Annotated in this window: 23 protein-coding genes and 1 tRNA gene; 11 read left to right on the forward strand and 13 right to left on the reverse strand. The window is 60.4% G+C overall.

What is annotated here, in order from left to right; genetic code table 11:
* The first annotated feature begins 173 nt into the window (after window positions 1-173).
* Together D4A92_RS17800 and uvrB are read left to right on the forward strand one after the other, a co-directional pair.
* On the forward strand, window positions 174-2150 hold the full coding sequence (locus tag D4A92_RS17800) for a putative bifunctional diguanylate cyclase/phosphodiesterase (RefSeq protein ID WP_203016254.1): 1977 nt from the start codon (window positions 174-176) through the stop codon (window positions 2148-2150).
* A gap of 194 nt (window positions 2151-2344) precedes the next feature.
* Window positions 2345-5425 carry an excinuclease ABC subunit UvrB gene (gene uvrB, locus D4A92_RS17805; RefSeq protein ID WP_203016259.1) on the forward strand — a complete coding sequence of 1027 codons (3081 nt, stop codon included), beginning with the start codon at window positions 2345-2347 and terminating at the stop codon, window positions 5423-5425.
* A 174-nt stretch (window positions 5426-5599) separates the two neighbouring features.
* On the opposite strand, the gene D4A92_RS17810 is transcribed toward uvrB, so the two are convergent.
* Genes D4A92_RS17810 through D4A92_RS17825 form a run of 4 tightly spaced genes read right to left on the reverse strand, consistent with a single transcriptional unit; the run spans window position 5600 to window position 8084 of the window.
* On the reverse strand, window positions 5600-6274 hold the full coding sequence (locus D4A92_RS17810) for a uracil-DNA glycosylase (RefSeq protein ID WP_203016261.1): 675 nt from the start codon (window positions 6272-6274) through the stop codon (window positions 5600-5602).
* Window positions 6259-6855 (reverse strand): hypothetical protein, encoded by a 597-nt coding sequence (locus D4A92_RS17815; RefSeq protein WP_203016263.1) that lies wholly within the window; start codon window positions 6853-6855, stop codon window positions 6259-6261. Before D4A92_RS17815 ends, D4A92_RS17810 begins: the two co-directional genes overlap by 16 nt.
* On the reverse strand, window positions 6855-7247 hold the full coding sequence (locus tag D4A92_RS17820) for a hypothetical protein (protein ID WP_203016265.1): 393 nt from the start codon (window positions 7245-7247) through the stop codon (window positions 6855-6857). Before D4A92_RS17820 ends, D4A92_RS17815 begins: the two co-directional genes overlap by 1 nt.
* A 3-nt stretch (window positions 7248-7250) precedes the next feature.
* Complete coding sequence (locus D4A92_RS17825; protein ID WP_203016267.1) at window positions 7251-8084, reverse strand: nucleoside triphosphate pyrophosphohydrolase family protein; 834 nt, start codon at window positions 8082-8084, stop codon at window positions 7251-7253.
* Between the two features lie 1087 nt (window positions 8085-9171).
* Between D4A92_RS17825 and D4A92_RS17830 the strand changes: the two genes are divergently transcribed.
* Window positions 9172-9711: a hypothetical protein gene (locus D4A92_RS17830; RefSeq protein ID WP_203016268.1), complete on the forward strand. Its 540-nt coding sequence runs from the start codon at window positions 9172-9174 to the stop codon at window positions 9709-9711.
* A gap of 68 nt (window positions 9712-9779) precedes the next feature.
* Here the strand turns inward: D4A92_RS17830 and D4A92_RS17835 are convergent, their stop codons facing one another.
* A complete protein-coding gene (locus tag D4A92_RS17835) occupies window positions 9780-10073 on the reverse strand; it encodes a DUF6074 family protein (RefSeq protein ID WP_203016270.1) in 294 nt (97 codons plus the stop codon).
* A gap of 297 nt (window positions 10074-10370) precedes the next feature.
* Complete coding sequence (locus D4A92_RS17840; RefSeq protein ID WP_425958001.1) at window positions 10371-10997, reverse strand: J domain-containing protein; 627 nt, start codon at window positions 10995-10997, stop codon at window positions 10371-10373.
* A 459-nt stretch (window positions 10998-11456) separates the two neighbouring features.
* Between D4A92_RS17840 and D4A92_RS17845 the strand changes: the two genes are divergently transcribed.
* Entirely contained in the window at window positions 11457-11669 is a 213-nt protein-coding gene (locus D4A92_RS17845; RefSeq protein WP_006724570.1) for a cold-shock protein, read from the forward strand.
* Window positions 11670-11746: 77 nt separating this feature from the next.
* Here D4A92_RS17845 and dusA read toward each other — a convergent pair whose 3' ends face one another.
* The 3 genes from dusA to D4A92_RS17860 form a co-directional block, all read right to left on the reverse strand.
* Window positions 11747-12814, reverse strand: a complete 1068-nt coding sequence (gene dusA, locus D4A92_RS17850) for a tRNA dihydrouridine(20/20a) synthase DusA (protein WP_203016274.1) — start codon at window positions 12812-12814, stop codon at window positions 11747-11749.
* An 81-nt stretch (window positions 12815-12895) separates the two neighbouring features.
* A complete protein-coding gene (locus tag D4A92_RS17855; RefSeq protein WP_203016275.1) occupies window positions 12896-13333 on the reverse strand; it encodes a DUF1489 family protein in 438 nt (145 codons plus the stop codon).
* 426 nt (window positions 13334-13759) lie between these two features.
* Window positions 13760-15160 carry an L-serine ammonia-lyase gene (locus D4A92_RS17860; protein ID WP_203016283.1) on the reverse strand — a complete coding sequence of 467 codons (1401 nt, stop codon included), beginning with the start codon at window positions 15158-15160 and terminating at the stop codon, window positions 13760-13762.
* Between the two features lie 597 nt (window positions 15161-15757).
* Between D4A92_RS17860 and D4A92_RS17865 the strand changes: the two genes are divergently transcribed.
* From D4A92_RS17865 to D4A92_RS17875, 3 genes are all read left to right on the forward strand, one after another.
* A complete protein-coding gene (locus tag D4A92_RS17865; protein ID WP_203016285.1) occupies window positions 15758-16450 on the forward strand; it encodes a DUF599 domain-containing protein in 693 nt (230 codons plus the stop codon).
* Window positions 16451-16521: 71 nt separating this feature from the next.
* Window positions 16522-17535 carry a DUF1624 domain-containing protein gene (locus D4A92_RS17870; protein WP_203016291.1) on the forward strand — a complete coding sequence of 338 codons (1014 nt, stop codon included), beginning with the start codon at window positions 16522-16524 and terminating at the stop codon, window positions 17533-17535.
* Window positions 17536-17549: 14 nt separating this feature from the next.
* Complete coding sequence (locus tag D4A92_RS17875; protein ID WP_203016293.1) at window positions 17550-18026, forward strand: methyltransferase family protein; 477 nt, start codon at window positions 17550-17552, stop codon at window positions 18024-18026.
* Between the two features lie 24 nt (window positions 18027-18050).
* On the opposite strand, the gene D4A92_RS17880 is transcribed toward D4A92_RS17875, so the two are convergent.
* Window positions 18051-18443, reverse strand: coding sequence for a MerR family transcriptional regulator (locus tag D4A92_RS17880; protein ID WP_040299962.1), 393 nt, complete (start codon window positions 18441-18443; stop codon window positions 18051-18053).
* Between the two features lie 108 nt (window positions 18444-18551).
* Window positions 18552-19964: a magnesium transporter gene (gene mgtE, locus D4A92_RS17885; RefSeq protein ID WP_203016296.1), complete on the reverse strand. Its 1413-nt coding sequence runs from the start codon at window positions 19962-19964 to the stop codon at window positions 18552-18554.
* Between the two features lie 180 nt (window positions 19965-20144).
* On the opposite strand from mgtE, the gene D4A92_RS17890 reads away from it, so the two are divergent.
* Window positions 20145-20639, forward strand: coding sequence for a peptide deformylase (locus tag D4A92_RS17890; protein ID WP_006726218.1), 495 nt, complete (start codon window positions 20145-20147; stop codon window positions 20637-20639).
* A gap of 66 nt (window positions 20640-20705) precedes the next feature.
* Window positions 20706-21206 carry a BON domain-containing protein gene (locus D4A92_RS17895; protein WP_203016298.1) on the forward strand — a complete coding sequence of 167 codons (501 nt, stop codon included), beginning with the start codon at window positions 20706-20708 and terminating at the stop codon, window positions 21204-21206.
* Window positions 21207-21261: 55 nt separating this feature from the next.
* On the opposite strand, the gene D4A92_RS17900 is transcribed toward D4A92_RS17895, so the two are convergent.
* Window positions 21262-21346: transfer RNA gene (locus tag D4A92_RS17900), tRNA-Leu, on the reverse strand.
* A 214-nt stretch (window positions 21347-21560) separates the two neighbouring features.
* On the opposite strand from D4A92_RS17900, the gene lipB reads away from it, so the two are divergent.
* Window positions 21561-22277 (forward strand): lipoyl(octanoyl) transferase LipB, encoded by a 717-nt coding sequence (lipB, locus tag D4A92_RS17905; protein WP_203016300.1) that lies wholly within the window; start codon window positions 21561-21563, stop codon window positions 22275-22277.
* Between the two features lie 4 nt (window positions 22278-22281).
* Here lipB and D4A92_RS17910 read toward each other — a convergent pair whose 3' ends face one another.
* Window positions 22282-22719, reverse strand: a complete 438-nt coding sequence (locus D4A92_RS17910; RefSeq protein WP_006726215.1) for a helix-turn-helix domain-containing protein — start codon at window positions 22717-22719, stop codon at window positions 22282-22284.
* 277 nt (window positions 22720-22996) lie between these two features.
* On the opposite strand from D4A92_RS17910, the gene D4A92_RS17915 reads away from it, so the two are divergent.
* Window positions 22997-23929, forward strand: coding sequence for a DMT family transporter (locus D4A92_RS17915; protein WP_203016302.1), 933 nt, complete (start codon window positions 22997-22999; stop codon window positions 23927-23929).
* Window positions 23930-24019: the final 90 nt, after the last annotated feature.

Below are 24019 nucleotides of genomic sequence, written 5' to 3' on the forward strand. Positions count from 1 at the left end.
GAAAGTGACGCGAGCTCATATTTTAGCACCGCCAAAAAGTTGCCGATGATTTCTAGTTAAATTGCTTGGAGCCGCGATAACATCCCGTTAAGTCGCTCTTGTTATTGATGTTTTATTGCGATTGGTATGGGTTTTGTTTTATGTGGTTAAACGAGAGCCGAAGCGGCGGAACAGTGCCGGCAGTGCTGCAAGCCCAGGTGGCGGACATCGCCGACGGCTATCGCTCCACACTCGTCCTGAACCTCATTACGCTGACCGTCTGCCTCTTCATCCTGCACCTGCACAATGAGGCCGGCTGGACAAACTTCGCCTGGTATCTCGTCGCGATCACCGTCATCGCCATGCGCGCCTATGCCTTGAACGCTCTTCGCCGACGCGGCAAGCTGATCTCGGCACCGCAGGACAGCCTGACCATTCTTTCACTCGGCGCACTCACGCTGGGGGTGGTCTGGGCCGCCCTGCCATGGACAATCACCGACTTCGAACCGCTCGGCCGGCATGCCCCGCTCTTCCTGCTGATGGGCGGCATGGCGGCGGGCTCGGTTATCAAGCAGATCGGCTACACGCCACTAGCCCTGAGTTATTCCATCCCGATCCTGCTTTCCCTGATGGTCAACCTGATCAGCAATTGGCAGCCCAATGATGTATTGCTTGGCCTCTGCCTCAGCCTGCTGATCTTCGTTTTCATCCGCCGCAGCCTCTGGGCAGAGCGGATGTTCGTCAGCAGCCAGGTCGCCCGCCATGAGGCGACCACACTCGCGGACAGCCTGACCCGTGCCAACAGCGACATTCTTCGTCAGAACTCCCGTCTGGAGGCCCTGGCGAACCGCGACACCCTGACCGGCCTCGCCAACCGCATGTTCTTTCACGGGCGCCTCGCCGGCGACATTGCCAGGGCCGCCGTCGTCAAGGAGCAGGTCGCCCTGCTGATCTTCGACGTCGAGCGCTTCCAGTCGATCAACGACACGCTCGGCCACAGCGCCGGCGACGCCCTGCTGCGTGAGATCGCGAACCGTCTTTCCTCGATCGTCGAGGACGGCAGCCTGATTGCGCGCCTCGGGGGCGATGAATTTGCCGTGGTCGTCAGCGGTCCGGACGCCCTGCATCGCGCCCGTACCCATGCAGCCGCCGTGCTCGAGGCAAGCCGCCGGCCGATCCACTGGCACCAGCGCCAGGCCGTCGTCGGACTGAGCGTCGGCCTCGCCGCCTATCCCGATCACGCATGCAATGCCGAAGAACTGCTCGCCTGCGCAGACATGGCGCTCTACGACGCCAAGCGCACCGATCGCCGCCAGTTGCGGGAGTTCGACCCGGATCTCCGCCGCAATGCCGAGCGCAAGCGCATCATCGAGCAGGACCTCGACCGCGCCATCCAGAGTGGCGCCATCGGCGCCTGGTTCCAGCCCCAGGTCGACCTGACCACACGCCGGATCACCGGCTTCGAGGCGCTGGTCCGCTGGCAGCATCCGCAGCTCGGCTTCGTGTCACCGCCGGAAATCGTCAACGCCGCACGCACGGTGCATCTGTCCGAACAACTGACCGCGAGCATCGCCCGCGATGCCTGCCTGCTCGCCCGCCGCCTGCCCGAATTCGGCCTCGGCGATGTCACGGTGGCGCTGAACGTCTCGCCGCGCGAATTTGCGCTCTATTCCGTGCCTTGCATGCTGCAGCGCGTCACCAGCGCCCATGGCGTGGCGTCGTCGGCACTTGAGATCGAGATCACCGAGGAAGCCATCCTCGATCCCGCCCTGGCAGACGAACAGTTGAAGCAGCTCGAACAGGACGGCTACAAGCTCGCCGTCGACGATTTCGGCATGGGCCACTCGTCCCTCGCCTATCTCATCGGCCTGAAGGTCGATCGCCTGAAGATCGACCGAAGCTTCGTCAAGGACGTCGCCCGCAGCGAGACCAACCAGAAACTGATCTCGGCCATGATCAGCCTCGGCCAGTCCCTGTCCCTCGACATCGTCGTTGAAGGTGTAGAGACACCCGAAGACGCCGCCATCCTCGCCCGCCTCGGCTGCAGCATCGCCCAGGGCTACCTCTTCGCCCGCCCCATGCCTGCAAACGCCCTCGACACCTGGATCGCCGACCACCAGCCGACCGCGCTCAAGCGCAAGACCCGGTCAAAACATCTGTCGGTGGCGTGAGGGGCCGACACCCGGCCCTCATCCATACGCTCGGAACGATCAAGATGCGCGTAAGCCGGCCGCATCGGCGGGACTGACGCCCTTTCCCTCCTGCCACCACGCTGGCAAGAACCGCCTCTCCCCGTTGCGTTTTCGTTCTGATTATCCCGGCCCGGCCCCTTCCCTTTGCCGGCGCGCTTCTCCATATTCCGGCCATGGCCAAGTCTCCCAAATCCTCCACCCCCTCTGATAGTTTCGAGGAAGCCCCGCAGACCGCATTCGAAGGCGCGCCGCTGTCCGGCTCGGTTTCGGATTGGGTCAAGCAATTGGAGGCGGAAGCGGAAGCTTCGACCGTCGAGACCCAGCGCGAACTCGCCTCGAAAGCCGGCAAGCACCGCAAGAAGATCGAGATCGAGGCCCGCCGCCATGCGGAGAAGGTGGCGCTGGAAAAGGCGAAGCCAACAACCGCCAAGAACACCACCTCGACCAAGACCTCTCGCGGCGTCTCGATCGGCGCCTCCTCCGATCCCGCCACCCGCGCCGCCGCCGGCCTCAACCCGGTGGCTGGCATGGACATGTCGCTGGAAGACGCCCAGTCCCTCGCCCCCGGCGCCGTCACGGCAACCGTCGAGGCGCTCTCCGCCCTGATCGAAAGCGGCAATCCGCTGTTCAAGAACGGCGAACTCTGGATGCCGCATCGCCCGGCCCGCCCGGCGAAATCCGAAGGCGGCGTCAAGATCCGCATGGCCTCCGACTTCGAGCCCGCCGGCGACCAGCCGACCGCCATCAAGGACCTCGTCGAGGGCCTCTCGAATGACGACCGCACCCAGGTCCTGCTCGGCGTCACCGGCTCGGGTAAGACCTTCACCATGGCCAAGGTGATCGAGGCCACCCAGCGCCCCGCCGTCATCCTCGCGCCGAACAAGACGCTGGCGGCCCAGCTCTATTCCGAGTTCAAGAACTTCTTCCCCGACAACGCGGTCGAATATTTCGTCTCCTATTACGACTACTACCAGCCGGAAGCCTATGTGCCGCGCTCGGATACCTTCATCGAAAAGGAATCGTCGATCAACGAACAGATCGACCGCATGCGCCACGCCGCCACCCGCGCCATCCTCGAGCGCGACGACTGCATCATCGTCGCCTCCGTCTCCTGCATCTATGGTATCGGCTCGGTCGAAACCTACACCGCCATGACCTTCCAGATGTCGGTCGGCGACCGCATCGACCAGCGCCAGCTCCTGGCCGACCTCGTCGCCCAGCAATACAAGCGCCAGGACATCAACTTCGTCCGCGGCTCCTTCCGCGTCCGTGGCGACACGATCGAACTCTTCCCCGCCCACCTGGAAGATGCCGCCTGGCGCATCACGCTGTTCGGCGACGAGATCGAGAGCATCACCGAATTCGACCCGCTCACCGGCAAGAAGACCGGCGAGATGAAGTCGGTGAAGATCTACGCCAACAGCCACTATGTGACGCCGAGGCCCGCCCTCAACGGCGCGATCAAGTCGATCAAGGAGGAGCTGAAAATGCGCCTCGCCGAGCTGGAAAAGGGCGGTCGCTTGCTCGAAGCCCAGCGCCTGGAACAGCGGACGAAATACGATATCGAAATGCTCGAGGCCACCGGCTCCTGCGCCGGCATCGAGAACTATTCGCGCTATCTCACCGGCCGCAAGCCCGGCGAGCCGCCGCCGACGCTGTTCGAATACATCCCCGACAACGCCCTGCTCTTCATCGACGAAAGCCATGTCTCGGTCTCGCAGATCGGCGGCATGTATCGCGGCGACTTCCGCCGCAAGGCAACGCTTGCCGAATACGGCTTCCGCCTGCCCTCCTGCATGGACAACCGGCCGCTGCGCTTCGAGGAATGGGACGCCATGCGCCCCCAGACCGTCGCCGTCTCCGCCACCCCCGGCAGATGGGAAATGGAAGAATCCGGCGGCGTCTTTGCCGAACAGGTCATCCGCCCCACAGGCCTTATCGACCCGCCGGTCGAAATCCGCCCGGCCAAATCCCAGGTCGACGACGTGCTCGGCGAAATCCGCGAAACGGCGCTCAAGGGCTACCGCACCCTCGTCACCGTGCTCACCAAGCGCATGGCCGAAGACCTCACCGAATACCTGCATGAGCAGGGCGTGCGCGTCCGCTACATGCATTCCGACATCGACACGCTGGAGCGCATCGAGATCATCCGCGATCTGCGCCTCGGCGCCTTCGACGTGCTCGTCGGCATCAACCTGCTGCGCGAAGGCCTCGACATTCCCGAATGCGGCTTCGTCGCCATCCTCGATGCCGACAAGGAAGGCTTCCTCCGCTCCGAAACCTCGCTGGTCCAGACCATCGGCCGCGCCGCGCGAAACGTCGACGGCAAGGTCATCCTCTATGCCGACCAGATCACCGGCTCGATGCAGCGCGCCATGGACGAGACGTCCCGCCGCCGCGAAAAGCAGATGGCCTACAACACCGAACACGGCATCACGCCGGAGTCCGTCAAGGCCCGCATTTCCGACATTCTCGACTCGGTCTACGAGCGCGACCACGTCCGCGCCGATATCTCCGGCGTCTCCGGCAAGGGCTTCGCCGATGGCGGCCACCTCGTCGGCAACAACCTCCAGGCCCATCTCAACGCGCTGGAAAAAGACATGCGCAACGCCGCCGCCGACCTCGACTTCGAAAAGGCCGCCCGCCTGCGCGACGAAATCAAACGCCTCAAGGCCGTCGAACTCGCCGCCATGGACGACCCGATCGCCAGGCAGGAGGCAAAGGCGGTGGAAGGTGGCAAGGGCCGCAACGCCAGCGGCCCACTCTCCCCCCCTGTGGGGGAGATGTCGCCGCAGGCGACAGAGGGGGGTACCCCGAACTCAGCGCCCCCCCGCATCTCCCCCTCCGGCCGCAACAAATCCGGCGCCCCGGAAGGCAAGGGCAGCTATTTCTCCAAACCCAGCCTCGACGACATGGGCCCCGGCACAGACGCCACCGTCCCCATGCCGAAGGGCACCGCCGAGCAGTCTTATTTCCGCAAGAACACCCTCGACGAAATGACCGTCGGCCGCACCGAAAAACCGGTGGCTGGAAAGCTCCCTGAGAAGCCAAAGCCCGACGCCGGCGGCAAGCCACTCTCCCCCCCTGTGGGGGAGATGTCCGGCAGGACAGAGGGGGGCACTTCAAGCTCCAAGGCTTCAGACGACCCCCGCCCCATCATCCGCGCCCGCGCCGGCGCCGGCTCCCACGAGGATCCGGTGGATCAGAAGCGCAAGGGCCGGACGAAGGGCAAGACGGGGAGACCGGGGCGCTGACCTTATCTCCCCCCTTGCGGGGGAGAATGGAATTTCAGCATCTTAGCACAGCTAAGTGCTGGAAATTCCAAGAGAGGGGGCAACTGCGGACACCATGCAAGACCTGGCAACACTGCACTCCGATATCGTCGGCTATGTGACCGCTGGACACCGTAACTCGCTTCCGCATCCTTGTTAGAAGAGTGTCAGTTGTTCTTGGTCGAGCGACGAGATTCCATACAGGCCGTGCATCTGTTCAAGAAACTCGGTCTGCCCACCATAGCTCGGATGACGAACCCTGTGGGTAGTCCGTCCAAGCCGCTCAGCCCATAAAGCAGCGTCATTGCCGATAGCAACTATATTTCTGACATTAACAATATCCGCAATTTCCTCAAGAAAAGAAAAGCCGGTTACTGCCTCCTGCTTCGTATGCTGCCTATTGCTGAACGAATTGCCACGCTCAAATGGATGAAAGGGAAAAACATTCCATGTAAGAATAGACACATTAACAGATGATATTATACGGAATATGTTTGCAGCAGTTCGTTCTTTTACCGGCTCTCCGATTGTGGCGCGATGAAGTTCGGATAAACCAAGATGGTCAGCATAGAGTGATAGCGATCGTTCATCTGTAAGGGCTATTCCGGTCCGACGCCCACCTCGGTAACCTAAGTCACGACCGACCCAAAGGTCCACCGTGGACATCGAGGTGAGGACCTTCAGAATAGAGTATAAGTTTTCTCTTCTGATCTCGGGTGCAAACTCCACGTCGTACGTCGCGCACCTATCTGCATACGGATTGAAGCAGTTGTCAAAACGCACATCGGCTAGTCGCTCGATGAATCCTTCAATCGCTAAAGACCTTGCCATCCTGAAGGTTCCCCCACAAATCCTTGCTCCGCTTCACTTAGAAGCCAATCGACAAATTCAGAAACTGAGCATCCCTGAATTTTTGTTCGATGCCCTCTCCCATGAGGAATGATAGATGCAAATTCGCCTGGGATGGTCACCGCCCGCACGCCGTAATACCCGAATGTGCTCGAGACAAGGATTTTGTTTGTGCTGCCTGTATCGGTCTTAAGGTTTGTTTTGTTAACATCCCCATTTGGCAGGCTATGGAAGGACCAATCCTGCAGCACTTGGCCGTCGCTATCACTATGATATATATTATCTCCAAAATACTTGATGAAACTTCCATTCATAACTGGCTTCTTCTTTTCGAAGCGATGATCCAGCCAGTACTGATCAAAAGACAATATTTCTTCAACCCTCATCCAATAGATTAGGCGCTCACTAATTGATGATGCTGCGGAGCCAAAACCAAGAACAAAATCACCGACTTGCGCAACCCTCCTAATCACCGGTTTGCAGTTTGCCAATGTGCAAACACCATGGAACGGATTGGGAGAAAACCCCATGTCGTGATCAATTACATAGCGATAGATCTTCATCAGCAGTTGCGGTGCTTATTGGTGGTTTTTGAAGCATCTTTACCAGAGGTATCCTGTTGCACAGCGTCAGACCCTTGCAATGCCGCACCAAGACCTCCAGACCCAATTGCCACTTTAGCAGAGCAATACTTTTTCGCCAGGTCACTAATTTCCTGTATTTCTTCCATGTAAACGCACACTATGCGAACGGAAGCACGCACAGCCGCCATTGCTCGTGCAGCTTCAAGGTCTGTACTTGTAGACCTAACAATCAAAATAACTACCTGTGCATCTCCAGGCACAGCAGAAGTGCCGACCGGCCACAATTCCACGGTAACAGAGCTACCCCCACCATTCTCCAACTGAGATAGCTCGCTCTTAGTGACAGTCTCATTTAGAATGTAAGCTTTCATATCTCACCCCACAACGACTGTATTAGTCTGAAGATTTATCTCAACTGTACCACCAAAATTCGCCTCAAGTGCCTTAAATACACGGCACCCGTCGAATATCGCGTTACGCCAGGCAGCAGAACTGCATTTACTTACCTCGAACTTTGAAGTCATCTTCTGGACCAATGAAACAAGATTCAACGGGATTGACTCGGAAGTAGGAAAAAATCCCGCGCTCTCCGCGTGAGTAAATATAATCGCAATTACAGCTTCTTCCACTATTGCCGCGCGCGCGCCGTCTTCATTTACGTCCATCGCTGGAACAGATTTGCGCTTCTTCTTCATAAGTCGACGCATAACCGGCGACCAATGCAGATGAGCCAAGAACGCAAGATGGAATGCGTCATGAAACCGATATTTGTCTTCTTCGTGGGAGTTGTCCGACAAAGCATCGCCTAAATTGGCACCATCATAATGCATCTGCGACTTGTTATCGGCATCTAAAGTGAATTGAACGACCATATAATCGGGAATCTGTTCACTAGGCGGGAATTCGGAATCAAAATTTGGTGCATCTGCTTGCCCAAAAAAAGCGTGCGTTTTGCTCAAGTTTTTTTCAGCAACGTCTTCAAGGTCTATCCCGTTGTTAGTCGCAACAGTGGCCAAATACCACATAATATCGCCAAGTTCTTCGGAAAGCTCATGTCGGTATTGATCGGGGGACGGCTTATCCCTAAGGCGCTTTTTATATACCGTGAACAAGCTGCCTATCTCCCCGGCCAAGCCTAAGAGAGCTATCAGTGGTTGTTTTGATGTATCAGTAGTTGATGCCCGCTTCTGAAATTCCCCGATTTCCATGCGATTCTTCCCTCAAGAATTGTTGTGAAACCGTAGCAAGATTCCCAAGGTTGTAAACACACAAGCAGTTCAACGCGCAACCTGACAAACTCGGGGACGCCCCACCCAAATCCCTGAGCAGAATCAACACCCCACCTAAAAAATCATCCCCGCTTCCCGCTCCCGCCTTACCCTAGTCTCCGTCCCGCCCTCGGATACACCTGACGATGCGATGTCAGGCGAGGCGGGGCCGGCGCCGGGGCGATGTGCTGTCGCAGGCACAAAACCCCGGCCTGCTTGCAACGGTCTCCCTCCGGACGAAGGGCTGGACGAGGGTGATGGGGTCGGATGCTCCAGAACCTGGATACCCTGATCGGAAGGGCGTGCCTCAGAGGCACACAGACAAGGCGCCCGCGCTGCCGCAAACACTCCAGACGGCGGGGCGAAACAAACGGCGGGGATTGGGGGCAGTCGCAAGACAGATCCCATCCCCCGGGCGAGGGTCCCGGTCGGAATGGTGCACCATCCGGCGGGAGCCTCCCGGGCCACCGGCCAGGCTGAAGCGTCATCTCGTATGACGCCGCAGCCGGACCCGCGCCCGGTCGACGTTGGGACATCCGTCTCAGCGCCCGTCGCCGCCTTGCCAGAGAGACGCATGCAGCGGGAAAAAACGCCGAACGAGGCGCCGGAAGGAGCCACATAAAACTACCTAGACAGGTTGCTTCTGGCGCCTCGTCCGAGACAAGCATGACCCACCCGGAGGGAGGTGATCCCGACCGGCGGCGAAGCTTGGGGTTTTTGACAGTTCAGTTCCTGGAGGGTGGAGAGCGGGTCGCAAGCGCGGAGCCCATCTCCCCCCTTGGTGGGGGAGAAAGCGATTTCGATGAATTAGGCGAGCGTAAGCCGCCTAAACATCAGAAATCGCAAGTGAGGGGGTCTGTTCGCCGTGCCACCATCACCGATCCCCTCACCAACAAAATCTGAGGTTTAGCCCTGATCGGGCTAAGCCCTCGATTTTGTAACCTCTCCCACAGGGGGAGAGGTGCAATCCCCGCCCCTTCCGAATTTCCCTATTCGCCAATTCCCTCAACACCGAAAGGAGCCAGACATGCCGAACCGACAAATCGCCGAATCCCCCGCCCCCGAACCGCTGGAACTGCGCCTGTTGCGCGACATCCTCGACGAACACCGAACCCCGCTCCTTTGCCCGCGGCGCCAATGCCGCCGCAGCCGGCACTGCAGCGGCACAGCCCATCGCCCGGCAGATCCGATCAATGCAGACGAATGGCTGCCGCCCTGCGCCCTCCGCGCCGCACCCGAACTGCGCCGGCGGTTCCTGACCTGGGCAGCGGACATTCTGCCTCCGCTTGCCGACCGCACCGCCCCCGGCACCTGGCCGGATGACAGAGAGGCGGCCAACCACCTTCGCCAGGCGCTGGCGATCGTCGAGCGCATCCACACCCGCCTCGGCCCGCATCCGCAAAGCGAACGGACGGCGCTGACCGCCTGGTATGCCACCGACCCCGAGCCCGAAACCACCGCCCTCTGCCGGCGCATGTGGCGAAACACCAAGATGCTCAAACGCCCGCGCACAAATTCGGGCGCCGCGCCATCGTCAGGCATCCCACTGTCTTGCGACAGGACATGACGCGGTCTGCCATCTGCATGGCGGACTGGCCGCAGGGCCATTGTTGTCGCAAGGGGGAGGAAGCGCCGCTAGGTCGCCGCGAGACTGCGCTCGCAGCCATGAGGCTCGTAGAGCAGGAGCAGCTCCCTGTGGACCTCGGCCTGAAAGGCGAGGATCTCCCGGCGCACATCCTCATGGGATTGGCCGGTATCGAGCAGCTCGGTTTTCAGCCGGCTGCAGAGCGATTTCCAGAAATCGGTCGCCGCCTGTCCGTTCAGCTGATCCAGCCGACAGGCGGCGGAGCGAACGAGTTGCCGGCGGTGCGCAAGGGGGAAGTGAATGATCGTCTCGCGCGCCTGCGAGACGAAGCCGTCGCTATGCATTTGTGCCTTCTCCAGTTGTTGGTATCTGGGGACCCCTCCCAGGGTTCACGGATCAGGAGGAGGCAGCGCAAACGCGCGCTGCGCCCGGCGGATCTGATCCATGCCATGCTATGCCATGCCAGTCCTACTGGGGTGACAGTGCCGATACTGCCTTCAACGAGGGCCAGTTCACCGGAGTATGTCGCAACACTAAAAGACGATAGATCACTGTCAACGGGCGTTGACAGCTTCTCCACGACAATTGTGTTTCGTCAGGTTGTCGAACAAAAAATGTCAAACGGAGCTTACGTACCGGCCCTACTCCGCCGCCTTCGGCAGCTCCTCGGCCTCGACTTCCACAGGCAGCGGCTCCATCTCGTAGGAATAGCCCTCAAGCATGGAATAGGCCCGCTCGATCGCACCGATCTGCACTTCTGCGGACTTGATCGCGTCGGTGATCGATTGCGCCCGGGCGCGCAGCATCGAGCCGAGCACATCGGTCTCGGGGCGGCGGCCGAGCCGGTCGAGATGTTTTCGCACCCGCGCCCGGTGGCGCTCGAGCTCGAGAATGTGGAAGCGGCATTTGAGGATGTCGTCGGTGAGCTTGCGGCGCAGTCCTGCGACCGGATCGAACGAGCCCGGCTCGCGCTCGTCGAGGATCATGTCGTTGATCAGCGTCTCCAGCACCATCAACCCCTTGAGGTCGGCGGGCTCGGCCAGCTGCGGATCATAGCCGGTGTCGTCGAAGACGCGACGGCGCACAGGATCCTTCAGCAGTTCGTAGCAGGCGGAGATCTTGGCAAAGGCATCCGTATCGCCGCCGGCATCCGGATGGGCTGTTTTCACCACCTTGCGATAGGCGGCCTTGATGGCGGCCTCGTCGGCATCGCGGGCCACGCCCAGGAGCTCGTAAGGGTCGATCACTGCGGCACCCGTCTTTGCCATACTCATCCACTCCCGTGCCCAGCCACCTCTCCCCTAAACCCGGATGGCGGCTGCTTCAAGACGGAACAAGCCTCTGTCCCCGGTCACGATCCGCACCATCCGCACGTCCCGCCCAAGGGGATCGGGTGCAGCTCGGGCGCATGGGAACGGTACCACACTTTAAATCTCAAGGATTTCAGCCCGTTGCCGCCATTTTGTCGGCCCGACTGTGACTTTTCATACTTGCCAAGATTCCGAAATGTCCCTACCTCTTTGTAGGTTCGGGCACAAATGATCCCGGAGACTGGACTGACTTGTATCGACCGCCCGCGCGGTCATTGGGGGCCTTCTCCCGCCGGTAGACGTTCTTTCCCCGTTATCGCGATCCCTCGACGGTTCCGTTTCGGCGGAACTTCAACCAGCCGCTTCCGGTCAGCCGGCCGCGGCGCAGACGACAACACGGGAATAAGGACTATCCCCATGGCCACCAAGGGCACTGTAAAATTCTTCAACCAGGACAAGGGCTTCGGCTTCATCACCCCGGAAGGCGGCGCGAAGGACGTATTCGTCCACATCTCCGCGCTCCAGGCCTCGGGTCTCCAGACCCTGCAGGACGGCCAGCAGGTCACCTTCGACACCGAGCCGGACCGCATGGGCAAGGGCCCCAAGGCCGTCAACATCCAGGCTGCCTGATCTGACTTTCGAATGGCGTCCCACGGGACGCCATTTTCGATTTCAGACCAAGATTTGCCGAAACGCCGCGCTAGAGATTATTCCGCAGCGGCAGAGGTGCCGGACGCGCCCTGTGTCTTCGGCCCGCCCGCAATATCGACCGCCGCAAAGGCCTTGGCGATCAGCTCCGGCGAGACACCCGGCTTCGTCGCCTCCGACGACAGGATCTGCCGGTAACGCCGGGCCCCCGCATAGCCCTGGAACAGCCCGACCATATGCCGCGTGACATGGTTGAGCCGCCCGCCGGATGCGATCACCCGCTCCGCATAACCGATCATCACATCACGCACCCGATCCCAATCAACCGAAACGGCCGGCTCGCCATAGATGCGGGCATCGACCTCGGTCAGCAGCGTCGCATTGTGATAACTTGCCCGGCCGAGCATCACGCCATCCATGACCGCGAGGTGCTGAACGGCCTGGTCAAGATCGGTGATCCCGCCATTGATGCCGAGGAAAACGCCAGGGTTTTCCCGCTTCATCCGGTAAACCAGCTCGTAATCGAGCGGCGGGATCTCCCGGTTCTCCTTCGGCGACAAGCCCTTCAGCCAGGCCTTGCGGCCATGGATCCAGGTCGCATCCGCCCCCGCTCCGATCATCCGGGCCAGAAAATCGGGAAGCACGTCGGCCGGCTCCTGCTCGTCCACCCCGATCCGGCACTTGACGGTCACCGGCACCGTCGCCACCTTTTTCATGGCCGCGACATAGGCTTCGACCACCTCGGGCGTCTGCATGAGACAAGCCCCGAAGGTCCCCGACTGCACCCGGTCCGACGGGCATCCGACATTCAGATTGATCTCGTCATAGCCGTAATCGGCGGCAATCTGCACCGCCTCGACCAGCTTTGCCGGATCCGACCCGCCAAGCTGCAGCGCCACCGGATGCTCTTGACCGTTGAACGACAAGAGCTTCTCCCGCGGCCCATGGATGATCGCGTCAGCCACCACCATCTCGGTATAGAGCAGCGCCTGGGCCGACAGCTGCCGGTGGAAGAACCGACAATGCCGATCCGTCCAGTCGATCATCGGGGCAACCGCAAACACCGCCCGCCCATAGGGGGCGGGACCGGGAATGGCGCGGGTGAAAAAGGCAGGTTCTGTCGTCATGGCCGCGCCAATAGCATGCTTTGCAGCAGAAGGACACTCAAGGAAAAAGCGCGTGAGAGCCGTTAGGCCAGTCGGCCAAGCTCAGAGCAGCCCGAGTTCCGCGAGTTCCCGCTTCAGATCGTCAGGCATGTCCTCGATATTCGCGCCAGAGGCTGACAGGTCGCGGGGCGCCGCCTCCGCTTCCAGATAGCGCCAGCCCTGGAACGGACGGCGCGGCGCCGGTGCCACCTCGATGACCTCGGGGCCGAGGACCAGCTCACAACGCGTAATCCCGTCGCCGCCGGTGAAGGTCTTGATATCGAGGAGCTTCTGCCGCGCGGACAGTTGCCCCTTGATGATCCAGTAGAGCGATCCGCCATCGAGCAGTTCCTCCATCCGCTTCGGCACCATGCGGGTGACATGCGAAGAATGCGGCTCCAGGCCCGCCGCAACCGCGACGAGACAGCGTTCGGCGACCCAGTCGCGCAGATCATCGATGGAGTCGGCTCCGACGCAGAGCTTGAGGAGATGCAGTGCCATGACATCCGAGATAGACAGTCCCACTGGCGGGTCAAGGGCCCGCGTGTCGCAGGGGTGATGTACTCAACAGTTTCGGTGGAGTGGGGGCCGAAGGGAGAATGTCTCACATGCTGTTGAGAATGAAACCCTGGTAACCAGCACGGATTTGGATCTGGAGTACGATCTCGATTGCTCCTCGGACCGATCTCCAGTTCCTTTACGCAACGCCGGATTGGAGCATTGCCACTTCATTTATTTGGCCTCCCAAACGGATGCAACCTTGCAGTACAACACAACTATGCCAAAAACCACCAAAGCATAATCCAAGGCCACCCTGCAATTCACGCAGTCTTTGAAAATTCTCTTATCAATGAAATGATTCATTTTGCTTATTAAGACAAATATTGCGTGCATTACTGCATCCCGAATAAAATGCGCATTCGCCCATCAACACTCCACGACATTGACCGCCAACCCACCGAGCGAAGTTTCCTTGTATTTCTCGCTCATGTCATTGCCGGTCTGGCGCATGGTTTCGATACAGGCGTCGAGCGGCACGAAATGCTGGCCGTCGCCTTTCAGCGCCAGTGAAGCGGCGGTGACGGCCTTGACGGCGCCAAGGGCGTTGCGCTCGATGCAGGGCACCTGGACGAGACCGGCGACGGGATCGCAGGTCATGCCGAGATGGTGTTCGAGCGCAATTTCGGCAGCGTTTTCAATCTGCTCAGGCGTGCCGCCCATGACGGCGGCGAGGCCGGCGGCGGCCATGGCGGAGGCCGAGCCGACTTCGCCCTGACAGCCGACTTCGGCACCCGAGATCGATGCATTGTGCTTGATGATCCCGCCAATGGCAGCGGCTGTGAGAAGATAGTCGCGGATGCCTTGCTGGTCGGCATCGGGGTGGAAATGCAGGTAGTAGCGGATGGTTGCAGGAACGACGCCGGCTGCCCCATTGGTCGGCGAGGTCACGACACGGCCGCCGGCGGCATTTTCCTCGTTGACGGCCATGGCATAGACGGAGAGCCAGTCATTGGCGAGAACCGGATTGAGACGGTTGGAGCGCCATTCTTCCTGCAGCTGGTCATGAATCGACTTGGCCCGTCGGCGCACCTTCAAGCCACCTGGCAGCTGGCCTTCCTGGCGAAGACCACGATCGATGCAGCTGGACATCGCCTCCCAGAGCCTGTCGAGCCCGGCATCAAGATCTTCGCGCGAGCGGACAGCTTCCTCGTTTGCCCGCTTCATCTGGGCAATCGACAGCCCCGATGACGCGGCCATGGCGAGCATCTCCTTCGCAGAGGCAAAGGGATAAGGCACCTTCTGGCTGGAGGCCTGCTTCTTCTGCTTCTGCATGGCGAGAAGCTCGGTATCGGTGACGACGAAACCGCCGCCGATGGAGTAGTAGATCTGGGTGAGCAACACCCGGCCGTCCTTGTCGAGAGCCGACAGCCGCATGCCGTTGGCATGGCCCGTAAGCGGCGTCTTCTTGTCATAGACAAGATTATCCTTCGGCTGGAAGAAATAGGCCGGATGACCGGGAGGGGTGACGCGGCCCGTACGCTCGACCTCGGCGATGATCGCCTCCATGCGATCCGGATCGACGCTGTCAGGCGCCTCCCCCATCAGACCGATGATCACGGCATTGCCGGTGCCATGCCCGATGCCGGTATAGGCGAGCGAACCATGCAGGCTGGCCTTGAGCGCTGCCACATGCGCGCCGACCGGGCGCGGCCATTGGTCGGAGAGAATGAGGTCGAGGAACCGGTTGGCCGCCGTCATTGGACCCATGGTGTGGGAACTCGAGGGGCCGACGCCGATCTTGAACACATCGAAAACCGAAAGAAACATGGGGCTCCTCGCATGCGGGACTGAAAGCACAAAGGCTAGAGCATCGCGTAACACGAATGCTCCTTGCAATCGACATCGGCTTTCACCGCCGCGACATGACCAGAGATGGGATCGGAACTGCAAAAACACAAACAGCGCGGCCGTGAGGACCGCGCTGTTTGATCAATCGACTGTGTCGGGTGTCAGATCGAACCAAAAAGATAAGCCAGGCACATGAAGCCGGCGAAACCCATCAAGGCACGAAATGTGACACCCCAGCACGACTTATGGAAACTACCTTCCATGAAAACTCCGAGTGAGATCACATTCACAGGGAAAGCCGTCCCCCGACCGCTTTCTGACGCCTGATCTATTAAAATCGGAGCGGGTTCGCAACTGCAAAAATGGCAAAAGGAAGGCTCTTTATGGGAGGCAGGCATGCGCAGCTTGCATGGATGATCGAAAAATCAATGAGATAGCGGACAGACTCTGGCTATCGAGCCGCGCGACCCCTGCCCCAATTTGGGCCAATATCTTTCAGTTGGTTAATTTCCGTTGTGGATGAACCGATCGGCGGGATAATGCGCCAACCGAACTTGCCCCTGGGATTCGCTCGATATGACAGTTGTCGACTACTGCGCCATGGCGCTTTTCCTGCTGCTCTGGCTCGCCTATGCCCGCATCACCGGCGACCAGCAGATCCTGTCGAGAACGAGCCTCACCAAGGCGATGGCCGAGCGACGGCGCGAATGGATCCTGAACTCGATGACGCGCGATCTGAAGATGATCGACACGCAGATCATGGGCGGATTGCAGAACGGAACAGCCTTCTTTGCCTCTACGACGATCTTCGCAATCGGTGGCTGCTTCGCACTTCTTGGTGCGACCGAGCAGGTCGATGCCATCTTGAAGGACATTCCCTACATCGTGCAGGGCGGGCGGGCGACCTTCGAGCTGAAAGTCTGTGGCCTGATCGCGCTGTTTGCCTATTCCTTCTTCAAGTTTGGCTGGTCCTATCGCCTGTTCAACTACTGCACCATTCTCTTCGGTGCGATCCCGATGGCGGACGAGGCGGCGAGGGATCCGGAACGGGCGATGCAGGCGGCCGAGCGGACGATCCGCATGAACATCATCGCGGCAAGCCATTTCAACATGGGCCTTCGGGCGATCTTCTACTCGATCGGCTATCTCGGCTGGTTCGTCAGCCCCTGGGTCTTCATGATCGCCACGGTTCTCGTCTTCATCGTGCTGTTGCGCCGGCAGTTTTTCTCCGAAGCACGCCTTGCCCTGCTCAACGCGAGCGATAGGTGACGGCAGGACATCAGCGGCCGAGGCCTTGAATTCGCCGTCTTTGATGCCGACCCCGCCGAAGCGTAACGGCGATGGCGAGGTCCTTCGTCGAAGAGCTTAAGGAAGAGAAAGTGGCAGATCCGACCGAGCCCCGAACCGTTGCAACCCGACCGCGCCTTTTGGCGCTCGATGCGGCGCGCGGTCTCGCCCTGATCGCCATGGCGACCTATCACTTCAGCTGGGACCTGGAATTCTTCGGCTACCTTGCACCGGGAACATCAACCCAGGGCTTCCTGCGTCTTTATGCCCGCATGATTGCCTCGAGCTTTCTGTTCCTCGCGGGCTTCAGCCTCGTTCTGGCGCATTATCCGAAGCTCAGGCTCGAGCCCTTCCTGCGGCGCCTCGGCGTGATCGTCGCTGCAGCGGTCGCGATTTCGGTTGCCACCTACTGGTTCACGCCTGATAGCTGGATCTTTTTCGGCATCCTGCATGCCATCGCTCTTTCGAGCCTCATTGGTCTCCTATTCCTTAAAGTGCCGCCGCTCGTGACACTGCTTGCGGCTGCGGTAGCGTTCATTCTGCCCGAATTTCTACGCTCTTCGGCCTTCGATTCGGCCTGGTTCTGGTTCCTCGGCATTTCGGAAACCCTGCCCCGGTCCAATGACTATGTGCCGCTCCTGCCCTGGATCGGTGCATTGCTGACCGGCATTGCCGCATCACGGTTTCTCGTTGACGGCAATCGTCTCGGCTGGATCGACCGGCTGCCGGCGGGTCCGAGATGGCTGCGCTGGGGCGGACGCCACTCGCTGACCGTCTATCTGCTGCACCAACCGGTGCTAATCGCCGGTCTCTATCTGGCGAGCTTCATTATCCCGGCGCCCGCCATGGACCCGGTCGCATCCTATATCGGAAGCTGCGAGGCGAGCTGTGCGCAGCAGGGCAACGATGCGGGTCTTTGCGAGCGCTTCTGCAGCTGCACGCTGGAACGCTTGCAGGCAGAAAATCTGCTTGAGCCCCTCCAGTCTGGCGCAAACTTGGACGAGCAGGATGCTCGCATCCAGACGCTGGCCGAGGAATGCACCATCAGGAGTCAGCCAGCGCCGTAAGGGGGAATTCTCCAATGAATGCCTACCGCGCGAAGCCTCTGCGATATCCCTGGCCGCCCGTGCTTTATCTGGCGGGCATCATCGCCGCCATCATGGCCGGCAGGTTGGCGGCCCTGGGGCCGATCCCCTCGCCGCTTCCCTATCTTCTGCCGTCGATCGGCTTCAGCATTGGCCTCTTGGCCGTTACCCTCGACATCTGGGCCGTGCGAACCCTGATGGAGCGACTGACGCCGGTGTTCGACACGGGCTGTGCGCGCCATCTCGTAACCTGCGGACCGTTTCGCTTCAGCCGCAATCCGATCTATCTGGCTTATACGCTATTCACGGTCGCGCTCGGCTTCATCACCGGCAATGTCTGGTTCTTTGTCGCAGCCACCACGGCGCTCATCGTCACACGGCTGCTCGCCATACCGAACGAAGAGCGTCATCTCGAAGCCCGCTTCGGCTTCGACTATGAAAGCTACCGCAAGCGGACGCGGCGCTGGATCTGATTCGGGAAGGTTTTCAGCTGGGTTTCAGGTCCCGACGCCGATTTCCACCAGACGGGTGAGACAGGCCTCCTCGGCCTGATCGAGTTCCGAGAGCGTCTCATCGATATCGCGGCGCTTTTGGCGAAGCTCGTCGCGCTTCTCGTCTATCTTCTTCATCATCAGCTTGAGCTGACCGATTTCGCCCGGCGGCTCCTTGTAGACATGAACGATTTCGCGGATTTCGGCGATCGTGAAGCCAATACGGCGACCGCGCAAAATCTCCTGCAGGAAGCGACGGTCAGCGGCACGGTAGAGGCGGGTCCGGCCACGGCGTTCCGGATGCAGCAGGCCCTCGTCCTCGTAGAAACGCAGGGTGCGCGTCGACACACCGAATTCACGCGTGAGCTCTGTTATGCTATAGTATTTCTTCACGGCCATCCGATCCTGTAGGGATGTCCATGATATTGACTTTTACGTACAAGTCAATTTTTCGGCATTGCCTGGATCGCCTCTTGCGAGATCAGCTCATCTTGCCTGTGTCACCGGTCACATGAACCACCAGGTCGCGAGCCCCAGAAAGGCAAAGAAGCCGGTGATATCAGTCACGGTTGTTACGAAGACCGCCGAGGCGACGGCGGGGTCGGCACCGAAACGATCCAGCGACAGGGGAATGAGGATCCCGGCGATGGCGGCCGCCATCATGTTGATCAGCATGGCCGTTGCAATGATCCCGCCGATATTGGGATCCTGAAACCAAAGCCCCGCCACCGCGCCGATCGAGACGCCGAAGATCAGACCGTTGAGCAGTCCGACACCCGCCTCTCGGCGCACGACGCGAAAGGCGTTGTGAATGTCGAGATTGCGGGTCGCAAGCGCCCGCACCGTGACTGTCATCGTCTGCGAGCCGGCATTGCCGCCCATGCCGGCAACGATCGGCATCAGGACGGCAAGCGCGACGATCTGCTCGATCGTCGCCTCGAAGAGCGAAATGACCGAGGCCGCCATGAAGGCGGTCACCAGATTGACGGCGAGCCACGGCACGCGCGAGCGCGAGGTCTCGGCGATGCTGTCGGACAGTTCTTCGTCGCCGACACCGCCGAGACGCAACAGGTCTTCTTCTGCCTCTTCCTGGATGACGTCGACCACGTCGTCGATCGTGAGAACGCCGACCAGACGATCGTTCTCGTCGACAACGGCGGCCGACAGAAGGTCGTATTGTTCGAAAAGCTGGGCCGCCTCTTCCTGGTCCATCTCGGCCGGGATCGGGTGGTTGGTCGCATGCATGATGGTCTCGATCTTCACCTGGCGCTTGGTGCGCAGGATTGCATCGAGATTGACCGCGCCGAGCAGCTTGAAGGTCGGATCGATGACGAAGATCTGGGTGAAGCTTTCGGGCAGATCCTCCTCGTCGCGCATGTAGTCGATCGTCTGGCCAACCGTCCAGAACGGCGGCACGGCGACGAATTCGGTCTGCATGCGCCGGCCGGCCGAGCTTTCCGGGTAATCGAGCGCGCGACGCAGGCGCACCCGTTCGGTGAACGGCAGTTGAGCAAGGATTTCCTCGCGGTCCTCGTCGTCGAGGTCTTCGAGAATGTAGACGGCATCGTCCGAATCGAGATCGCCGATGGCCGCAGCAATCTGCTCGTTCGGCATCTGATCGACGATCTGCATGCGGATCGTTTCATCGACCTCGGTCAGCGCCGTCATGTCGAAGTCGGCGCCGAGCAGCCGGATCATCGACAGACGCTGGTCGGGCTGGATCGCCTCGATCAGGTCGCCGAGTTCCGATTCGTGCAATCGCGCGACGTTTTGGCGGAGAAACAGCACGTCGCGATCGGCGATCGCCGCCCCGACCATCGTCAGGAAATCGTGACGGACAGACCCTTCGTCGTCATAGATGTCGTCGTGGCTCTCCTCGGCCGCGGGACGGTTGACAAATTCGTCTTCGTTCTCTGTCATCCCGACCTCTCATACGCGACACCATGCCTCGACGCCCCGGAGAATGGCCGCAAAAACCCTCAAGTCAACAAGCAGATAGCGGAAATCGGCGGATGTCTGTGCAAAGCGTCGCTGAGCCTGCTAGCGTGGCCGGACCGCCACAGCCGACAACCGCACCACACCTGAAGACATGAGCCTTTCGTGACCCGCCTCGCCATCCGCCGCTATCCCGATCCCGCCCTGAAAACGCCTGCCGAGCCTGTCAGCGACTTCGGGCCTGAGCTCACCACCCTCGCCGACGATCTCTACGAGACGATGAAGGCAGCGCCCGGTGTCGGCATCACGGCACCCCATTGCGGCATTCTGAAGCGGCTGACGGTGATCGACCTCCCGGAGATCGGCGGGCGGCGCGATTATGTGAACCCGGAAATCCTCTGGGCCTCCGATGAGATGATGACGCATACCGAAGGCAGCGTCTCAATGCCCGGAATGACCGACGAGGTGACACGGCCAAAGGCTGTCAGAATCCGCTACCAGACATTGGACGGGGCGGTCGTCGAGGAGGAGATGGCGGGTTTTGCGGCAATCTGCATGCAGCACGAGATCGACCAGCTCGACGGCATCTTCTGGATCATGAAGCTGTCGCGGCTGAAGCGCGAACGCCTGTTGAAGAAATGGGACAAGGCGACGCGCTGACCGCATCGAACAAAGCCAGTGGCCGGGCGTTATCTCCGTCAGACGAGATGAACAAGGAGCCCTCCCATGGCCAAGGACGACCGCAAGACCGAGTTTTCCCGCGAAGACGATTACCGCGATTACGACCAGCGCAACATCGGCGAAGGCTGGCCCTATGCCGATGGTCCGGGTGCGACGGCGACACCGGTCGAGAATCGAGGCTATGGCGAGACCGGCGCCAATTTCGACCGTGACCGCAACGAGGGCTTCCGGATCGATGCGGTCAATGCCGATGGCTTCGAGCCCGATGTCGCGACACCGGTACTGCCGACGACCGATGGCCGGGAAGATGACGACCAGCTCGAATCCGACATCGCGACCGCCCTCGAGGCCCTAGATGACACCCTGCTCGCCGGTCTCGATATCCATGTAGACGGCCATGTCGTGACGCTGCGCGGTTCGGTCGACACGGCGGAGGAGCGCCGGATGATCGAGTTGAAGGTACTGGGGGTAAAGGGCGTCAGCGACGTGAAGAACTTCGTCACCACACTCGGCGTCGACAGCCACATTCCTGATGATGCCGATTGAGAAGTCATTGAAAAATCGGCAACAAAAAACCCGGCTCGAAGGCCGGGTTCTTTTTTGGTGCGGTCGAGAAGACTCGAACTTCCACGGGTTGCCCCACAGCGACCTCAACGCTGCGCGTCTACCAATTCCGCCACGACCGCATCGTGGTAGGCGCCGAATTGCTCCGGCGGGGCTGCATGTAGCAAAAGCCTTGGGGGTCCACAAGCCCGCCGTGACAGATTTTTGAAAATTCGTCACGGCCGGTGGATAAGCCCCCTACATGGGGGAGGCCGGCGCCCTTGAACTCCGGGGTTTTTCTTGCCAAATACAGGGAAAACAAGGCTTTTCGCCAATCCACAGCCCAAGGCGCTTTTTATGCTTCGCACAGATCTCGACCATGCCATGCACCCTCGTGAAGGCTCACCGGCCGTGCGTTGGCGAGTCTCGGACGGTCTCGTGGGATATGAGGATGCGGTTGCCGAAATGGAGCATCAGGTGGCCCTGATTGCCGACGGAAAGGCCGATGAACTGGTCTGGCTTGTGGAGCACCCTCCCCTTTATACGGCCGGCACCAGCGCTGATTCCAAGGACCTCATCGAGCCCGAACGATTCCCCGTTTTCGCCACCGGCCGCGGCGGCGAATACACCTATCATGGTCCCGGCCAGCGAGTGGCCTATGTGATGCTCGATCTGAAGCGCCGGCGCCAGGATGTGCGCGCCTATGTGGCGGCCCTCGAGGAAGTGGTGATCCGCACGCTCGACAGCATGAACGTCAAGGGCGAGCGCCGCGAGGATCGCGTCGGCGTATGGGTGCGTCGTCCGGAAAAGCCTGTTCTGCCCGATGGCACGATGAGCGAGGACAAGATTGCAGCGCTTGGCATTCGCCTGCGGCGCTGGGTCAGTTTTCACGGCCTGTCGATCAATGTCGATCCGGATCTCTCGCACTTCACCGGGATCGTGCCCTGCGGCATCTCCGCCTATGGTGTGACGAGTCTCGTCGATCTAGGCCTGCCCGTGATGATGGCGGATGTCGACATGCGGCTGCGCGAGGCATTCGAAGACGTCTTCGGCCCGACGGCCAACGAAGGCTGAGACCTCAGGCGCGTCCCATCACGGGACCGTCGAGATCGCCGGCATCACGGCGACGGTCGTGGCGCTCCTCGTAGGTCTCGATCTGTCGGGCAATCTTTTCGATCAGCCGACCGCATTCGAGATGCGCTTCGGTCAGGCGCTGGAGATCGAGCTTGAGGGCTTCAAGCGGCAGATCGCTGGTCTCCTGGATGGGCCCCGAACCAACGCCCGTCATCAACCACATGGGCGAAACACCGAGAATACCTGCGAGATCGATCAGGCTCGACGGCCTCGGTTCGGCACGGTCCGCTTCCCAGGCCAGCAGGCTTTCCCGTTTCACGCCAATGCGGTTTGCAACGTCGGCCAGCGAGAGCCCAGAAGCGTCGCGCGCTGCCGAGAGGCGTCCCCCAAGCGTATCGTCACTCGAATCCGTCATCCGGGGATAGACTTTGCGTGCGGGCATGCGACTTCTCCTGACCGTCGGGGAAGGTCGGACACGGTGCCGACTTTCCTTTCTACTCCGATCTCACATCACTACATTAGACGACATGAAGATCCCGGATCTTTCCGCGGGCGCCACCAACAGGTGCAAACCCGCCACGCGACGACATCCGCAGGATGCGTACAAACGGAGCATAAACGTCGCAAGCCCGTTTTAGTTCCAGACTTTCTTTGCTTGATCCCAAAGAGCGCATCATGCTTGTTCTCTCAAGCCCGCATTCTTCCGGTGAGTCCCGACAATGAGTTCCACGCCCTCCAGTCCCTTTCGCGGCATGGTCCTCATGGCGGGTTGCATGCTCGTGCTGCCGATCATGGATGCCATCGCCAAATACATGGCGACCGTCGAGGGCATGTCTCCGGGACAGGTAACCTTCTATCGCTTCTTCTTCCAGCTGGCATCCGTCCTGCCGGTTCTGATAGCCCTCAACGGTATGGCCGCCTTTTCGGCGAAGCGGCCCTGGATGAACCTGTTGCGCGGTGCAATCCATGGCGCCGCGAGCCTGATGTTCTTCATGGCGGTCAAATACATGCCGCTCGCCGATGTCTTCGCCATCTACTTCGTCGAGCCCTTCATCCTGACCGCCATGTCCGCCGTCTTCCTGAAGGAGAAAGTCGGCTGGCGACGTTGGCTGGCGATCGCGGTAGGCTTCGGTGGCGCGATGATCGTCATCCAGCCGAGCTATGAGGTCTTCGGCCTGACGGCCCTGCTCCCGGTCGCCTGCGCCTTCCTCTACGCGCTCTACATGTTCCTCAATCGCGCGATCGGCGAGGCCGATACGCCCATGACCATGCAAACCATGGCCGGCATCGGCGGCACACTGTTCATGGGCGCCATGCTGATGATCGGCACGGCCGCCGGCGACGGGGATTTCGAGATATCGCTGCCGACGTCGGCGCTGGGGCTAGTACTGCTGATCCTGCTCGGTGCCATCTCGGGCTACATTCATCTGCTGGTCGTCCGGGCCTTCCGCATGGCGACACTCTCCGTGCTTGCGCCCTTCCAGTATTTTGAAATCATCGCCGCCGTCGCCCTGGGGTATTTCCTGTTCGACGAGTTTCCGACACCATCAAAGTGGCTCGGCATCCTGATCATCGTCGCATCGGGTCTCTTCATACTATGGCGGGAGCAAAGACGCGCCACCCCGGCACCGACTGTCTCGGAGGCCGCCTGAATGCCGGCAAATCAGAAGCATTTTAACGAATTCGCTCACGAGATTCTAAGGGTTCTCGCCTAGGTTCGGCTCATCCATCCGCAGCACCGG

Origin of the sequence: Rhizobium rosettiformans (assembly GCF_016806065.1) — a bacterium.
GTDB lineage: Bacteria > Pseudomonadota > Alphaproteobacteria > Rhizobiales > Rhizobiaceae > Allorhizobium.

Coding starts and splice junctions, on each gene's coding strand:
- uvrB (WP_203016259.1), top strand. CDS start 2,345: ATGGCCAAGTCTCCCAAATCCTCCACCCCCTCTGATAGTTTCGAGGAA.
- D4A92_RS17810 (WP_203016261.1), bottom strand. CDS start 6,274: ATGGCAAGGTCTTTAGCGATTGAAGGATTCATCGAGCGACTAGCCGAT.
- D4A92_RS17815 (WP_203016263.1), bottom strand. CDS start 6,855: ATGAAGATCTATCGCTATGTAATTGATCACGACATGGGGTTTTCTCCC.
- D4A92_RS17820 (WP_203016265.1), bottom strand. CDS start 7,247: ATGAAAGCTTACATTCTAAATGAGACTGTCACTAAGAGCGAGCTATCT.
- D4A92_RS17825 (WP_203016267.1), bottom strand. CDS start 8,084: ATGGAAATCGGGGAATTTCAGAAGCGGGCATCAACTACTGATACATCA.
- D4A92_RS17830 (WP_203016268.1), top strand. CDS start 9,172: ATGCCGAACCGACAAATCGCCGAATCCCCCGCCCCCGAACCGCTGGAA.
- D4A92_RS17835 (WP_203016270.1), bottom strand. CDS start 10,073: ATGCATAGCGACGGCTTCGTCTCGCAGGCGCGCGAGACGATCATTCAC.
- D4A92_RS17840 (WP_425958001.1), bottom strand. CDS start 10,997: ATGGCAAAGACGGGTGCCGCAGTGATCGACCCTTACGAGCTCCTGGGC.
- D4A92_RS17845 (WP_006724570.1), top strand. CDS start 11,457: ATGGCCACCAAGGGCACTGTAAAATTCTTCAACCAGGACAAGGGCTTC.
- dusA (WP_203016274.1), bottom strand. CDS start 12,814: ATGACGACAGAACCTGCCTTTTTCACCCGCGCCATTCCCGGTCCCGCC.
- D4A92_RS17855 (WP_203016275.1), bottom strand. CDS start 13,333: ATGGCACTGCATCTCCTCAAGCTCTGCGTCGGAGCCGACTCCATCGAT.
- D4A92_RS17860 (WP_203016283.1), bottom strand. CDS start 15,160: ATGTTTCTTTCGGTTTTCGATGTGTTCAAGATCGGCGTCGGCCCCTCG.
- D4A92_RS17865 (WP_203016285.1), top strand. CDS start 15,758: ATGACAGTTGTCGACTACTGCGCCATGGCGCTTTTCCTGCTGCTCTGG.
- D4A92_RS17870 (WP_203016291.1), top strand. CDS start 16,522: ATGGCGAGGTCCTTCGTCGAAGAGCTTAAGGAAGAGAAAGTGGCAGAT.
- D4A92_RS17875 (WP_203016293.1), top strand. CDS start 17,550: ATGAATGCCTACCGCGCGAAGCCTCTGCGATATCCCTGGCCGCCCGTG.
- D4A92_RS17880 (WP_040299962.1), bottom strand. CDS start 18,443: ATGGCCGTGAAGAAATACTATAGCATAACAGAGCTCACGCGTGAATTC.
- mgtE (WP_203016296.1), bottom strand. CDS start 19,964: ATGACAGAGAACGAAGACGAATTTGTCAACCGTCCCGCGGCCGAGGAG.
- D4A92_RS17895 (WP_203016298.1), top strand. CDS start 20,706: ATGGCCAAGGACGACCGCAAGACCGAGTTTTCCCGCGAAGACGATTAC.
- lipB (WP_203016300.1), top strand. CDS start 21,561: ATGCTTCGCACAGATCTCGACCATGCCATGCACCCTCGTGAAGGCTCA.
- D4A92_RS17910 (WP_006726215.1), bottom strand. CDS start 22,719: ATGCCCGCACGCAAAGTCTATCCCCGGATGACGGATTCGAGTGACGAT.
- D4A92_RS17915 (WP_203016302.1), top strand. CDS start 22,997: ATGAGTTCCACGCCCTCCAGTCCCTTTCGCGGCATGGTCCTCATGGCG.